This window comes from Tenacibaculum aiptasiae (assembly GCF_008806755.1).
Lineage (GTDB): Bacteria > Bacteroidota > Bacteroidia > Flavobacteriales > Flavobacteriaceae > Polaribacter > Polaribacter aiptasiae.
Map to the genome: position 1 here is coordinate 67,406 of NZ_WAAU01000031.1, position 17,710 is coordinate 85,115.

4 protein-coding genes are annotated in these 17,710 nt (G+C 29.5%); all 4 read left to right on the forward strand.

Annotated features, from left to right (window positions below):
* Positions 1-88 precede the first annotated feature (88 nt).
* Positions 89-709 carry a DUF2306 domain-containing protein gene (locus F7018_RS16455; RefSeq protein ID WP_150901196.1) on the forward strand — a complete coding sequence of 207 codons (621 nt, stop codon included), beginning with the start codon at positions 89-91 and terminating at the stop codon, positions 707-709.
* A 187-nt stretch (positions 710-896) separates the two neighbouring features.
* On the forward strand, positions 897-7,262 hold the full coding sequence (locus F7018_RS16460) for a type I polyketide synthase (RefSeq protein WP_150901197.1): 6,366 nt from the start codon (positions 897-899) through the stop codon (positions 7,260-7,262).
* A gap of 18 nt (positions 7,263-7,280) precedes the next feature.
* Positions 7,281-15,563, forward strand: a complete 8,283-nt coding sequence (locus F7018_RS16465) for a non-ribosomal peptide synthetase (protein ID WP_150901198.1) — start codon at positions 7,281-7,283, stop codon at positions 15,561-15,563.
* Between the two features lie 207 nt (positions 15,564-15,770).
* Positions 15,771-17,710 (forward strand): condensation domain-containing protein (locus tag F7018_RS16470; protein ID WP_150901199.1); only part of this gene is annotated, 1,940 nt, incomplete at its 3' end.

Consider the following 17,710-nt stretch of genomic DNA (forward strand, 5'->3'; position numbering starts at 1 on the left):
GAATAACATGTTAAATAAATGTCTTTAATTATCAATACATGGTATATCATTTTTGTTAGACCTATTTGTTTTCACAATATTTATTAGGATGAGAGAAACAAAAAAACTAAAAAATAGTATGATTAAAATACCAATAGTAATTTTGAGTATTATTTCTTTATACTATTTGCTTATGAGAGGTTTTCCTTTTCTCATAATATCTAAAAAAATATATGGGCCATATTACTTTTCTAGAGTAGTTTGGATATGGCCCCATGTTTTAGGAGGTGTTTTAGCTATGGCTTTAGGTCCATTTCAGTTCATTTCTAAGCTACGTATTAGATATCCAAAAATTCATCGAATGCTAGGAATAATTTTTCTAATTAGTATTTTGATTTCATCTGTAACATTAATTCCTTTAATAACTACATCCTCAAGTAATTTGGTTATTGATATTGGATTAGGTATAGGTGGAGTTGTTTGGTTGTTAGCTGCAGTTTTTGCATATATAGCAATTAGAAACAAAAATATTGAACAACATAAAGAATGGATGATACGATGTTATATGGTAACTCTTGCATTTGTTGTTTTTAGACTGGCTATAGATTTACTCTCCTATTATGAAGTAACCAATGAACCAGATATTGTAGCAATATCAAGTTGGGTAAGTTGGACATTACCTTTATGTACTACAGAGTTCATTATACAAGGACGAAAAATTATGAACTAGGTTATACTTCACATGTTAATCTAACTAAATTATTTAGTATGTAAAACTTGAGTATTCAAGTTTATTAATAACGGTTTAGAGCTTTTAAGTCTAAATCGAATATACTGTTGTTTGTAGTTTTTAATAATAGCTGCATAATATCATCAATTTAAACTTACCAAAAAGAAATAAAATTAACTATTGAATCATGAGTAACAAAAATAAACCAATTGCAATTGTAGGTATAGGATGTAGGTTTCCTGGCTCTAGCACTTCTGCTGAAAAGTTTTGGGAAATGATGTTAAATGAAACGGATACTATAGGAAATGTTCCTGCTGATAGATGGAATAGTAAAAAATATTATAGCAATAATGATAAAAGATCTGGTAAAATAAGAGCCGAACAAGGAGGATTTCTTACAGAAAATGCATTAGATTTTGATTCTTTATTCTTTGACATGTCTCCAAGAGAATCTGAATCACTAGATCCTCAACAAAGAATGCTTATGGAAGTAGCTTACGAAGCATTAGAAAATGCAGGACTGTCATTAGAAAATGTAAAAGGTTCAAATACAGGTGTATTTGTTGGAGGATTTATGCTTGATAATTTAGTAACACAAACATCTTCTAAAAACCAATACCACATTAATTCACATACAATTAGTGGAGTAGCAATGACAATGTTATCAAATAGATTATCGTATGTTTTTGATTTAAAAGGTCCCTCTCTTAGTATTGATACCGCGTGTTCATCTTCTCTGATAGCAACTCATTATGCTTGTCAAAGTATATGGAATGGGGAATCTTCTATGGCAATGGTTGGTGGGGTAAACTATATGCTTTCTCCAGAGAGTTCTATCTTAATGAGTAAAGGAAAATTTCTGTCTAAACATAGTCGTTGTAAGGCTTTTGATAGTGATGCAGCGGGTTATGTAAGAGGAGAAGGGGCTGGTATTGTAATATTAAAGCCATTAGAAGATGCTATTAGAGATAATGATAGAATATATGCAACAATTGTTGGAACTGGAGCTAATCAAGATGGTCGAACAAATGGAATTACTGTGCCGAATCCAGATTCGCAATTGCAATTAATTCGTAAAATATACAAGGAAAACGAAATAGATAAAAATAAAGTTCATTACGTAGAAGCACACGGAACTGGGACTGCAGTTGGAGATCCAATTGAGTTTGGTACTCTTAATAAAGCGCTTTCTGAAGATGGTAAAAGGGATATTAAATGCTTAGTAGGATCAGTTAAAACTAATATAGGTCATTTAGAAGCTGCGTCTGGAGTTGCGGGGCTTATTAAAGCTGCGTTATGTCTTAATAAAAATCAAGTCCCAGCTAATCTACATTTTAAAAACCCGAATCCGGCTTTACATTATGAAGAAAGTAACCTTAGAGTACCAACAAGTTTAGAGTGTTTACCAGAGAATGAAGATTCTTATGCATCAGTAAATTCTTTTGGCTTTGGAGGAGCAAATGCTCATGTAGTTCTTAAACAACATAATATAAATAGTATAGAAAAGGAGGGTAATTCTTTAAAAACGAATCATTTTATATTTCCGATTAGTGCTAAAAGTACTACAGCATTAAAAGAATTAGCTATTGAATACAAAAATTGTATCAATGAGAATAGTGAAGAGTTTGATCAAATACTAAGTAATGCAATTTATAGAAGAACTAACCATTCTGAACGTTTGTCAATTTTTGGTACTTCAAGACAAGATCTTATAGATAAATTAGAAGCTTATGAAGAAGATATTTTGTTAAAAGGAGTACATCAAGGAAGTTCATTAGGAAAAAAACCAAAGGTGGTATTTATTTATACAGGAATGGGACCTCAATGGTGGAAAATGGGGAGAGAGTTAATGGAAACTGAACCTGTTTTTAAACAGGCAATAATGAAATGTGATGCTGAGTTTAAAATAATTTCTGGATGGTCTATTTACGAAGAACTTATAAAGCCAGAAGAAAGTTCTATGATTCGAGAAACAAACATTGCACAACCAGCAAACTTTGTAATTCAAGTAGGGCTTACCAAATTATTAGCACATTATGGTATTATTCCAGATGCAGTAATGGGGCATAGTGTTGGTGAAGTAGCTTCTGTTTATGCTTCAGGAGCTTTAACCTTAAAAGAAGCTTTAACAGTAAGTTATTACAGAAGTAGTTTACAACATTCTATAACTCAAGGTAAAGGAACTATGTTGGCTGTTGGACTTCCTGAATCTGAAGTAGAAGAAACAATTAGTAAGTATGACAATGTATCTATTGCAGCAGTGAATGCTCCAACATCTGTTACAATTTCAGGAAATACTGAATCATTAAAAAAACTTAAAGAAAAATATGATGCTTTAGGAGTTTTTTGCCGATTATTAGATGTATCAGTTCCATATCACAGCCCATTGATGAAGCTTGTTAAAGAGTATTTATTAGATGCACTTAAAGAAGTAAAAGGAAATGAAACAAAAATAGATTTATATTCAACAGTAACAGGAGGGTTAATTAAAGGAAATCAAATTGATAACAATTATTGGTATAATAATGTTAGAGAACCTGTTTTGTTTTCAAAAACTATTGAAACTATTTTGGAAGATGACTACACTGTGTTTTTAGAAGTTGGTCCACATCCTGTGTTAAAGAATTCTATAAAAGAATGTACTAAAAATAGAAAGGATTGTAACTTAATACAAACCTTAAACAAAAGAGAGGAGGAGCAAGTAAATTTCTATGAAAATATTTCAAAGCTATTTACTTTAGGATACCCTTTAAAATGGGATAGGTGGATAGATAAATTACCGTTTATGCAAATCCCTACTTATCCATGGCAGAAACAGTATTTATGGAGAAATAATAATACAAAAACAGAAACTCTATCAAATAAGATAAGTAATCTATCTTTTAAAGAGAAAGTGCATGGGCCTTCAGATGCATATATATTTGAATTAAATGAGTTCTTTTTCCCGTTTTTGAATGATCATATTGTTCATGAAAAAGTGGTGTTTCCTGGGGCAGGTTATATTGGGATTGCTATTGATATGTATTTAAATGAAGTTAGTCAAGAGGCGCCATTTCAGTTAGAAAATGTAAACTTCCATAAAGTACTTATGATTGATGAAGATGAGATCCAAAATTTGTATGTTTCAATGAATACAAAAAATGGAAGCTACAGTATAGAAAGTAAAAATGGACAGGAAGATACAGATTGGGTTAGAATGTCTTCAGGAAAATTTGCTATTGGAAGTTTTAGAGAGGAATCTCCAGAAATAGCAATAAATCAAATTTTTGAAGAATTAACAACAAAAGTAACACCTGAAGAAGTGTATACTAAATTAAGTCAATCTAAACTTGATTATGGACCTTACTTTAGATGTATCAAAGACCTAAGATTAGGAGGGGAAGAGTTGGTGGCCAATATAGTTATTCATGAAGATTTGGAAGAGGCTTCAAAAGATTATTTTATCCACCCTACATTACTCGATGCTTGTTTTCAAACAACAATAGCCCTCGCAAATATGGACGTTGTTCCAGTATCAATTAATAAAGTACATTGTTATGAAGCGCCAGACAAAAACATTTTTTGTTATTCAAAACTAAAATATATTGATGATCAAAGCACAGTAACAGATATAACAATTTGTAATGAAGAAGGTAAAGTATTTATGTTGTTAGAAGGTTTTAAATGTAAAAGACTTGTTAATAATGAATTACAATCTGATGATTTTTTAAAGAAAAACTTTTTTAAAACTGAGTGGATTAAAGAAAAAGAAAGTATTAGCAACCCAGAAGTTCATCAAGATACTTTGACTTACATTTTTACAAATGATTATATAAGCTGTTTACCCTTAAAAGAGTTTGTAAATGGTTCTAGTATTATCTTAGAACTTGGAAATGATTATAAAAAAATAGAAGAAGATCATTATAAAATTAATTTAGAGAATATAGATATTCTTAATGCAATTTATAATACAAGCTATAAAGAAATTAAATTAGTGTTAATGCCATCTTTAGGAATGTCGGGAGTTCATTCTGACTTAGAAATGAGTGAAAGGTGTTTGAAGCAAGTTATGCCACTTTTTAATATAGTAAAAGCATTTTCTGAAAATAAAGGGGGGAATATTAAATTATCTATTCTCACTCAAGGTAGCCAAAAGGTTTTAGAACATGATATTATTTCATTTCCAGAACAAAGTACACTGCATGGTTTAGGAAGATTAATAGTTAATGAGTTATCTAATTGTAAGGTTGAACTTATAGATATTGAAAAAAGTCAATCAAAGAATATTTTCCAAGAGCAACTAGAAATAGTAGGAAAAATAATAAATACAAATAATGTCTTTTTTAAAGAACTTGCTATTAGAAATGGACTCATTTATGATAAGAGTATGATTAATTTGGAGATGGATGAACAAATGAAATTGGAGACCATTAATTTTGAAGAAGAGCCATTAGTTTTACAAGTTCCAACCAACCCAAATTCTCAAAGTTTTTATTTTAATCCCTTAAAGTGTCAAGAACTTAAAGCTGATGAAGTAGAAATTTTAGTAGAAAACACAGTGCTTAGTAAGTTAGATTGTCAAAAGCTATCTCTTAAGTTTTCTAATGAACAAATAGATAAAACATTTGCAGAGAAAAATTTAGGAATTGAGTGTGCAGGTACGATTTCAAATATTGGTTCAGACGTTACAAGATTTAAAGTTGGAGATAAAGTATTGGCTATAGCTCCAGGCACTTTTCAATCATATACTACAACATCAGAACATTTAGTAGTAAAATGCCCAACAGACTTAACTAACGGGGCTTCTGGAGTAATTCTAAGTTATCTTACAGCTATTTATTGTTTAAGAGATAAGGCTGGTATAGAAAAAGGAGATAAAATACTTATTCATAATGCTACAAATGGAATTGGTTTGGCTGCTATTAATTATGCAAAGTATGTAGGAGCAGAAATTTTTGTAACTATAGAATCAGAAGAAAATAAGGCCTTTTTAGAAGGTTTAGGAATAAAGAACATTTATAGTTCAACTAGCTTAGAGTTTGCTAACCATATAAAGAAAGTTACTAATGGAATAGGAGTTGACATAATATTGAGCTCTGATTCTGGTGAAGTTGCATATCAAAATTTTTCATCTTTAGCTCCATATGGAGTTTATTTAGATATAAGTAAAAAAGACGTAATAAGTTATGCATCAAAAGATATGAGGTTTTTTAACCATAATTTATCTTATCTAGCAATAGATATTGATAGATTATTGACAGAGAAAAAAGAAAAAACGTCTGGTTTATTACAAGAAATAGCTGCAAATATAGCTTCAAGAGTACTAGCTCCTTTACCAACAAAAAATTTTACAATTGATCAGCTTTTCGAAGCTTTTAATGAAGTTAAAGATAATAACACATTAGGCAATGTTGTAATTGATTTTTCAAATAATCCTGTGGAAGTAATGAGAAAAGAAGAAGGAAGTATAAAAGAAGATGGGACATATTTAATAACTGGAGGAACAGGAGGATTAGGAATGGAGATAGCTAAATGGTTAGTAGATAAAGGAGCTATGAATCTTGCTTTATTAAGTAGAAGTGGATTAAAAACTAAAAAAGCTATACTAGATGTTAAAACAATGAAAAAGCAAGGTGTAAATGTTCAGGTTTATACTGGAGATATTTCCAAGCTTAATGAGATGAAACAAATATTTAAAAATATCAAAGAGAGCCAACCTGAGTTAATCGGTATTTTTCACGGAGCTATGGTTTTAGATGATGGATATTTATTAGATATGAATGAAGATAGATTCTTAAGAGTATTAAAACCGAAAGTAGATGGAGCAATGAATCTTCATTACCTAAGCAAGGATTTAAGTCTAAATAATTTTGTTGTGTTCTCGTCAATTTCTTCATTAATAGGAAACATTGGACAAGCAAATTATGTAATAGCCAATTCTTTTTTAGACTCTTTTGCTCATTGGAGAAAAGGAATGGGGTTACCTGTGACAACAGTAAATTTAGGAGTGTTAAAAGAAACAGGAGTTGTTTCTAGAAATGAAAATATAGAAAAAATTCTTGAGGGTAGTGGGATTAATGGATTTACTAATGAGCAAGTAATGAAAGGTATTGATTTTCTTATTAAAGAAAAACCTACACAGATTGGTTTCTTTGATTTGAATTGGAATGTAATTTCTAAAAGTTTCGGTAAAAGTGGTATTGCATTATTCAGAGAAATAGATAAGGCAAATATAAATGTTGAAGAGGAGTTAACTGAGATACAGATTGCTAATAGAGAAACAATATTAAATTTAGATTTAATAGGGCGAAATGAATTCATTGTTAATTTATTACAAAAACAGCTTGGAAGGATATTAAAAATACCTACAACGAATATCAATCCCGATAAAGGAATCAACTTATTAGGAGTAGATTCAATTTTAACAATTGAATTAATGGGAATGATTAAAGAAAGTCTTGCTGTTGAAATTGCTCCAATTGAGTTTTTAACAGGACCATCAGTAAGACAATTGTCAACCAAAATAATCGAAAATTCTTTTTACGCATTCAGCAAGGAAGAGGAATTGGTGTAACTATTTGAATACATAAAAATGTTAAAGCAATCGACTATACAAGAAATATTTCTGAATAATATTCAATCAGAAAAGCAAACAGGAATTACCTTCATAGAAGGAGAAAATAAGACAGAATACATTTCATATAAGAAGCTTTATATGGAAGCTAGGTGTATGCTTCATGTTTTACAGGAAAAAGGAATCAAACCTGGTGATGAATTAGTATTTCAATTTTTATCTAACAAGAATTTTTTAGTAACGTTTTGGGCATGTGTATTTGGTAAAATTATACCGATTCCTATTGTATTTGGTGTAAATATTGATATTATAAAAAAAATTAAAAAAGTGTGGGAGCGATTAGATAATCCATACTTAATTACCGATTTACCAACATTAAAAGATAGTTGGAAAGAATATTTGCATAATAATTCTGAAGTTTTTGTTGATATAGAGAAAAGATTTATTTCTCTTGATGAAATTACTTATTCAAAATTAGCAAAAGTATTTCCGGGTGAAGCATCAGATACAGTGTTTGTTCAATTCTCATCAGGTTCAACAGGGCATCCAAAAGGAATTGTAAATAAACAAGAAGGTATTATTTATAATATTAATACAATGTCTAATTTGATTGAAATAGAAGAAAAAGATTCTTTTCTTGGGTGGATGCCTCTCACACATGACTTAGGATTAGTATTTTTTCACATATTTCCGCTATTAAAAAATGTTCCTCAATTTTTAATGCCTCCAATGGAGTTTTTTGCTTATCCAGAGATTTGGATTAAAAGCCTTGCGAAAAATAGCATAACAATTTCGGGTTCACCAAACTTTGGATTTAAACACGCAATAGATAATATAGAGGAGAAAAATTTAGAAGGATTATCTTTTGAAAAATTAAGGTTGCTAATTAATGGAGCCGAGCCTGTATCTATAGAAATGTGTGATGATTTCGAACATAAATTGGCACCTTATGGTTTATCGAAAGGTGTTGTAGGACCGGCCTACGGACTAGCAGAATCTGTATTAGGGGTTTCATTTACACTAAAGAATCAAGAGCTTACTAGAGAGTATAATTTAAATAGACATAACTTAAAAGTTGGAAAAGAGATTGAATTCGTAACTAAAAATTCTCCTGAAGCTATTTCATTTGCAAATTTAGGACCATATACAGGGACTGAGATTAAAATTACGGATCGAGATATGAATGTGCTTCCAGAAAGAACATTAGGAATTGTACATCTTAGAAGTGTAGCTGTAACAGAAGAGTTTTATAATGATTCCCTAACAACTGCTGAGACAATTTCAGAAGAAGGTTGGTTAAATACAGGAGATTTAGGGTTTATAGATAATGAGCATCTTATATTAACAGGGAGAGAAAAGGAAATGATTTTGATTAATGGACAAAATTATTTCCCAAATGACTTAGAAGAGTTAATAACTGAGTTACCAGAGATAACATTTCAACAAGCGATTATTTGTAGTTTATTTAATAAAGAAAAATTTCATGATGATATTTATGTATTTATTGTTCACAATGGATCCATATTAGAGTTCATAAATTTAGAAAAAGAGATTAAAGATTATATAGCTCAACGTACTGGATTAGAAATAGAAAAAGTAATTGCTGTAGATAAGATTCCAAAAACTACTAGTGGGAAAATTCAACGATTTGTATTATTAAAAAACTATAAGGAAGGAAACTATAATAACTTTTTAAAGGAATTAAATAGTGAGAAAGAAAAATTAGTGGTTCAAATAAAAGAAGAGCCAGAAAATTTAAATACAGATGAAGTTTTTGTAAAAAATGAGTTAACTACCATATGGAAACAACTTTTAGGAGTTAATCTTATTAATGAAGAAGATGATTTTTTTCATTTAGGAGGAAACTCTCTAACTTTAAATCGATTGATTTCAAGAGTCCACAAATCTTTTGGAATAGATATAAGTATTCGTGATGCTTTTAAAAATAGAACAATAAAAGCACAGTTAGAGTTAATTTCTACCAGACCCAAAATAAACTTTGATCATATTCCACTTGTAAAAAATCAAAAGTTTTATCCACAATCGGATACACAAAAAAGGATGTTCATTCTTAATCAAATGAATCCAGAAATGACAGCATATAATGTACCAATTGCGTTCAAACTGTCTGGAGATATAGATATAGAACGTTTTGAAAATGCATTCCAAAAGATAATTAATAGACATGAAGTTTTAAGAACTTCTTTTCATCTCATAGAGGGGGAGCCAATTCAACGAATACATGAAACAGTTGATTTTGCTATTGAAGTTTTTTCAAATTCGAAAGAGAGTTTGGAGCAGTCTATGAAAAACTTTATAAGAAGTTTTGATTTAAGCACCCCATCTTTAATTCGAGTTGGACTTAAAGTTATACAAGCAGATGAAGCCTATTTATTAATTGATATGCATCATATTATTACTGATGGTGTTTCATATGTAAATATGATGCAAGATTTTGTGAGCTTTATTGATAATGAGAATATAGAAGCTTTAGGAATTCAGTATAAAGACTATGCAGTTTGGCAACAAAAAGAAGAAACAGAGAATATTTTAGCAGAACAAAAAAAGTTTTGGTTACATCAGTTTAGTAATGTTCCAGGAGTTTTAAATTTACCAACAGATTTTACAAGACCTAGAATTAATTCTTTCCAAGGAGCTACTGAATCTTTTGAGTTAAGTAAGCAAGAGCTTATAGCGTTGAATAAGATTTGTGATAAGCAGCATGTTAGTATGTATAATGTAATGTTAGCATCATTTGTTGTATTACTATCAAAATTATCAGGACAGGAAGATATTGTAATAGGAACTTCTACAGCAGGACGTCAGCATTTAGATTTAGAAAAGTTAGTTGGAGTTTTTATAAATACTGTAGCTATTCGTAATTATCCGAAAGGAAATGAAAACTTTTCTAACTTTTTAAATACAGTACAAAATACTGCATTACAAAGTTTTACAAATCAAGAATATTCTTATGAGAAATTAGTAGAAGATTTAGGATTAAAATTGGATTTAAGCCATAATCCTTTATTTGATATAATGTTTGAGTATTATAATTTTTCTGTATCAGAATTCAAATCTAAAAAAACACATTTAAATCATATTGAGTATGTAAACACTAGTTCTAAACTAGATATTTCATTTCGTGTATTTGAAAAAGAAAATAATTATGTTTTTTATCTCGATTATAGAACAGATTTATTCAAGCAAGGGACAATAAAACGTTTTATTTCATACTACAAAAACATATTAAAAGTAGTAATGGAGAATATTGATATTAAATTATCTGATATTAATATACTTCCTGAAGAAGAGTATAAGTTGTTAGTAGAAGATTATAACGCAACTTCATTAGATTATGCTAAAGAAACCAATTTGGTAAGTGTTTTTGAAGCACAAGCACAAAAATATCCAGAACGTGTTGCGGTATTTTATGGAAAAGAAAAACTTACTTATGAAGAATTAAATAAAAGATCAAATCAAGTTGCTAACTATTTAATTTCGGAGGGAATTGTCCCGGGAAATATGGTAGGATTAATGTTTGAACGTTCTGTAAGTATGATTGTAGGAATGTTAGGCGTACTTAAAACAGGAGCAGCTTATTTACCAATTGATCCAAGTTTGCCAGAACAACGTATAAGTTATATGCTTAATCAAAGTAGAGCAAGTTTCTTACTTACACAAAACAAATTTGTTGAACGGTTTACTGCTTATTTACCAGTAAAATCCTTTGATTCAGCAAAAATAAGCTCGAAGAGTGTTAATGATGTAATGGTTGAAATATATCCTACAGATATGGCATATTGTATTTTTACATCAGGCTCTAGCGGAAAACCGAAAGGAGTAATGGTAAATCATAGAAGTGTTATCAATTTGGTAAAAGGATTGGAACAAAGAGTTTATAATTCATATAAAGAAGAGAGGCTTAATGTTGCTTTACTAGCTTCTTTTTCATTTGACGCTTCTGTTCAACAAATTTATGGATGTTTATTACAAGGACATAGTTTGTATGTAGTTGATGAAGATAGTCGTGGTGATGGAATGAAGTTAAAATCTTTTTATCAAAGAAATGAAATTGATGTATCTGATGGAACTCCAACTCATCTCCGTTTGGTTATGGATGCTTTAGGCGAAGATACTTCTTTAGGTAATCTTTCGTCTTGGATCTTAGCAGGTGAAGCTTTGCCAAAAGAACTAGTGAAAAACTTTTATGCAATTATAAAAGATGGTATTCAGTTATATAATTTTTATGGACCAACAGAAACTTGTGTAGATTCAACCAGTTATCGTATAGATAGAGATAGTTTGGATGATTATACATTTATTCCAATAGGTAAACCACTTCCTAATGAGCGTATTTATTTAGTAGATACATATGGGAAATTAGTTCCTGTAGGGGTTCCAGGGGAACTATGTATAGCAGGTGATGGTTTGGCACAATACTATGTAGGAGATCAAAATACAAGTGCTGAAAAGTTCCGTAGCAATTGGATTATTGGAGAAGATAGAGTTTATCTTACAGGAGATATTGCCCGATGGTTGCCAGATGGAAACTTAGAATATTGTGGAAGAATTGATGATCAAGTAAAACTTAGAGGTTATAGAATAGAACTTTCTGAAATAGAACATCAATTAAATACTTTTAGAGAAATTATGCATTCTGTAATTGAATTAAAAGAAATTGATGATGATAAATATTTGATAGCATATTATGAAGCTGCTATTGCTTATCAAGTAACAGATATTCGTCAACATTTAGGACAATATTTGCCAGATTATATGATACCATCTTATTATGTACAACTTGATAAATTACCTTTAAATTCTAATGGGAAAATAGATAAAAGTTCACTTCCTGATTATAAAATATTAATAGAAGATGAGTATGTAGCTCCAAAAACGGAAACAGAGAAAAAATTAATAAATATTTGGGAAGAAGTTCTCAAAATTGACTCTAATGTTATTGGGACAACAAATAATTTTTTTGATTTAGGAGGGCAGTCGTTAAAACTTGTATTTCTTGCTAATAGAATAAAAGAAACTTTTAAAGTATCGCTTAGTTTAACAAGACTTGTTACTAATAAAAATATACAAGAGTTAGCAAAAGAAATAGAAACAAGCTTAGAAGAGGAATACTTAAAAATACCAAGGGCAGAGACTAAGGAGTATTATCCGTTGTCTTCTACCCAAAAAAAATTCTATTTTTTACATCAACTAAATAAAACATCTACAGTATATAATCAACCACAAATGTTTGTGTTAAAAGGTGAAGTAGATACTATTAAATTAACAGCAGCATTCCGTGAAGTTATATCACATCACGAAATTTTCAGAGTTAATTTCAAGTTAATAAACGACTCACCAGTTCAAACGTTTGTAAATGAAGTACCATTTGAAATGGAATATTTCAAAGCTACTCCAGAAGAAACTACAATGGTTGTTCAAAAATTTATGCGCCCATTTGATTTAAGTGAAGGTCCACTTTTACGAGCTGGACTTATTCAAATAAACGAAAAAGAACATTTGTTATTAACAGATAGACCTCATATTATTTCTGATGGTGTGAGTTTAAAGATTTTTATTAATGATGTTTTCACAGTGTATCAAGGAAAAAAAATATTACCTGTACAATTAGAGTATAAAGATTATACTGTTTGGCAAGAAAGTGAAACGTTTATAAAAAATCTTGAAACCCAAAAAAAGTATTGGCAAGAACAGTTTGAATTAACCCCAGAAATTCTAAAGCTACAAACAGATTTTCAACGTCCAGCTGTAGTTAGTTATAATGGAGCAGGTGTTAATTTCGAAATAGATACAGTACAAACTCAAAAATTAAATGAATTAGCAAAATCACTTAATACAACCTTATTCTCAATAGTATTGGGGGTATTTAAAATAATGTTATTCAAACTTACTAATCAAAAAGATTTGATTATTGGAACACCGGTTTCTGGTAGAAGACATACAGATTTAGAGAACATTTTAGGTGTTTTTATTAATGTGTTGGCACTACGTAATGAAATAGATTCAAAAGATAGTTTACATACTTTTTTACAACGAGTACATCAAACTTCTATTAAGAGTTTAGAAAATCAAGATTATCCTTATGAAAAATTAGTAAATGATTTAGATATTTCTAGAGATACAAGTCGTAACCCTCTTTTTGATGTAATGTTTGTATATACTGATGCTGCATCTTACAATTTGAAATTAAATGGTTTAGAAGTTAATGAGTTACCAGTTGAGGGAGATACATCACAGATGGACTTAATGTTACATGTAAACGTAACAGAAAATAAAGGTGTTAATTTTAATTTTCAATATGCAACAGATTTATTTTACGAATCAACTATAAAAAAGTTTATAAAATATTTTAAAAAGATTATAGATCAGGTAGATAAGGATGTTTTAGTAGGAGATATTAAGATTCTTGATAAGAGTGAAGTTGAAGAGTTAAAAGAGTTTAATAAATCTAAAATTACTTTTGAGATAGAAGAGAATATTGTTGAGTTATTTGAAAAACAAGCGTTAGAATCTGCTAATTATAAAGCGCTTATATATAAAGATTCAAAATTAACATATCAAGAATTGAATGAACGTAGTAATCAGTTAGCAGCTTACCTGAAAAACCAAGGGGTCAAAAAAGGCGATATTATAGGTTTAATTGTTAATAGGTCTGAAGATATTATTATCGGAATTTTAGGAATTTTAAAAAGTGGAGGTGCTTATTTACCAATTGATTCTAAATTGCCCTTCAAACGTGTAAAATATATGTTAGAGTCTAGTAAGTCTAATATGTTACTGGGGCATGAAGAATATTTAACATTATATGAAGGGCTAATAAATACGCATATTATAAATTCACCAATAATAAAAAAATACAGTAAAGAAAACTTAAATTTAGATAGATCAACATCAGATTTAGCATATTGTATTTTTACTTCTGGTTCAACAGGAACACCTAAAGGAGTACTTATGGAACAAGATTCGGTAGTGAATTTAGCCGAAGGACTTTCACAAACTGTATATAAAAATTTAAATCCTAGACTAAAAATAGGAATGGTAGCATCATATTATTTTGACGCTTCATGCCAACAGATTTTTACTGCACTTTTAAAGGGACATTGTTTATATATTTGTGAAGAAGAGGAGAGAATGGATGGCCAAGAACTTTATAATTTTTATAAGAAAAATAAGATTGAAGTAAGTGATGGTACGCCCACTCATTTAGGGATGTTATTAAAAAGTCACAAGGGTAATATAGATTTGCCTGAATTTAAAGCTTGGTTATTAGCAGGTGAAGCATTGCCTAAAAAAATGGCGCACAAATTTTACGAGCTTTCAATTATGAATAAGGCTGTATTATATAATATATACGGGCCTACTGAGACTTGTGTAGATTCTACTTTTTATAAAATAGATCCTGATTTATTGAATAAATATAAAACACTTCCCATTGGTATTCCACTCCCTAACGAAAGAGTTTATATTGTAGATAGTATAGGAAATCCTGTACCGAAAGGTGTAATAGGTGAACTTTGTATAGCTGGTAGAGGTTTAGCTCGTGGTTATATAGGAAGTACGATAGAAAACGAAAAATTTATTGATAATTGGATTGAAGGTGAAGATAGAGTTTATCGAACAGGAGATTTAGCATTTTGGTTACCAGATGGAAATTTAGCTTTTAAAGGTAGAAAGGATAATCAGATAAAATTACGAGGTTACCGTATAGAAATAGATGAAATAGAACATGTCTTAACTTCTCATGAATTTATAATTGCTGGAGCTATAGAAGTACAAGAAATAGCAGGAGAAAAATATTTATCAGCCTATTATGTATCCAAACAGTATTTAGATAATGAAACTTTACGTGCTTATTTTGGTGCTAGTTTACCTGATTATATGATTCCTTCTTTTTTTATAAGATTAGAAAAAATGCCTTTAACAGCAAATGGAAAATTAAAAAGAGGTGCTTTACCAATTCCTGATAGAGTTTCAGACGATCAATTTATAGAGACTTCTTCAGAAACAGAAAAAAAACTTGTAGAAATTTGGTCTAAAGTTTTAGGAATAGATGAACAATCTATAAGTATTAATCATAGTTTTATACAATTAGGAGGGCACTCTTTAATGGCGGTTCAAATAGCAAATAAAATAAAAAGAGTGTTCAATATAGAAATGAAACTTGTTGAACTATTTCAAAAGACAACAATAAAACAGCAAGCAAACTTTATTGAAGCCAACCTTTGGATAGATTCAGGAAATTTAATCCAAAAAGAAGAGACTACAGAAATTAGTATATAATATTTTCAGCTAGCTATAAAATAGTATGGCTAGCTGTACCTACTTGAAAAAGTGTTATGTATTAAAAAACATGTTAATCTATAGGTTAACATGCTACACAATATAAATATATCTGAACAAAAACTAACCTGTTCAGGGACTTAAGCAAAACAAAAAAATAACCATTATGTCTGGAATAACTCAGACTAAGATTAAAAACATTTTAATATGGAAGAACTATTATTAAAATTAAAAGAGCTAGATATTAACATTAAAATTGATAAAGAAAATTTAAAAATAATTGTTCCTAAAAATTTCGACAATCCAAGTATAGTCCAAGAATTGAAGAATAATAAAGAGGGGTTATTGAATTATTTAAACAAAAGGAAAAGTTTAAATAGTATTGAAAATAAAATACCGAAAGGATTAAGAAAAGAGGTTTATCAACTTACACCAGCTCAATTTAGAATTTTTCTTTTAAACAAATTAAATAAAGACTCTCTTGCTTACAACCAAACAGGAGTTTTAAAGGTAACAGGTGAGGTAGATAAAGAAAAACTTAGTTATGTTTTTAAATCTTTATTAAATAGACATGAATGCTTTCGTATGAGTTTTGGGTTAGATGAATCTAATCAGCCTATACAGAGTGTTTTAGAAGAAGTTTCTTTTGAAATAGAGGAAATAAAAGGAAAAGAGTCAGATATTGAGTTAATAACAAAAGAGTTTATAAGGCCATTTGATTTAAGTAAGCCCCCATTAATTAGAGTTGGGTTAATGAAGATATCAAAAGAGGCACATTATATTTTGATAGATATGCATCATATCGCATCAGATGGTGTATCTGTACAAATTTTAATGAAAGAATTTACTCAATTATACAACGGAGATAGTTTAAAACCTTTACAAATTAGCTATAGAGATTATGCTGAGTGGTTTTTAAGTAATGAACATCAAAATTTTGTACAGCATCAAAAAGAGTTTTGGTTAGAGCAGTTTAATCAAAAATATGATGTATTAGAATTACCGTATGACTTTCCAAGGCCTTTAGAAAAAACGTTTAAAGGAAAAGTTAAAAATTTTAAAGTATCTAGTCAAGATTTATTTGAGCTTAATGAAATAGCAAAAAAGAACGAGATAACACTTTTCTCTCTATTGTTAGGGGTTTATGGAATATTGTTATCTAAACTTAGTCGAAAAAATGATATAGTTGTTGGTACTTTAGTAGCGGGAAGAAAGCATCAAGAATTAGAAGATATAATTGGAATGTTTGCAAATACATTAGCTTTTCCAATAAATGTCGAAGCTAATGTAAGCTTCAATGAATATATAAAATCATTACATCAAAAAGTATTAAGTTATTTAGATAACGATGAATATCCTTATGAAGAGTTAATCAATGATTTACGAATAGATAGAGACCCAAGTAGGAATCCATTATTTGATTGTGTTTTTGTTCTACAAAATAATAAACAAGAATCTTTTAAAATTAGTACAGGAGAAATTCAAGAATATCTATTTGAATCAACAACGGCTAAATTTGATCTTACTTTAGGTGCAAAAGAAGAAAATAATGGATTAAGTTTTGAATTAGAATATGCAACCGATCTTTTTAAAGAAAGTACAATAGAAAGATTTGTTAATTATTATAAAAGGTTATTAAAAAATATTATTCAAAACCCAAATACTCAATTGGCAGAGTTATCCTTGGTAACAAATGCAGAAAAAGAAAAAACATTAGAGTTAAACACTCTTTTAGATGTATCATATCCTGAATCATTAACCATAGTCGATTTATTTGAGGCTCAGGTAGAAAATTACCCTAATTCTGTAGCAGTTGTTTATGAGGATGAAACATTAACTTATTCAGAGTTAAATAATTTATCAAACATTTTAGCTTATGATTTACGTTCAAAAGGTATTGGAAGAAATGATATTGTAGGTTTATTAGTAGAAAAGAATCTTTATACAATTGTGGGTATGCTAGGTATTTTAAAGTCAGGAGGTTGTTATATGCCTTTAGACCCTAGTTATCCAGAAGGAAGGATTCGTTACATGTTGGAGGATAGTCAAACAGAGTTGGTTATAACTAATAAAGAGCATGAAGATCTTTTGAAAGAATCTTCTGTTAATGTAATGTTGCTAGAAAAGGTAATTGATAAAAAGCGAGA

Coding starts and splice junctions, on each gene's coding strand:
- F7018_RS16455 (WP_150901196.1), top strand. CDS start 89: ATGAGAGAAACAAAAAAACTAAAAAATAGTATGATTAAAATACCAATA.
- F7018_RS16460 (WP_150901197.1), top strand. CDS start 897: ATGAGTAACAAAAATAAACCAATTGCAATTGTAGGTATAGGATGTAGG.
- F7018_RS16465 (WP_150901198.1), top strand. CDS start 7,281: ATGTTAAAGCAATCGACTATACAAGAAATATTTCTGAATAATATTCAA.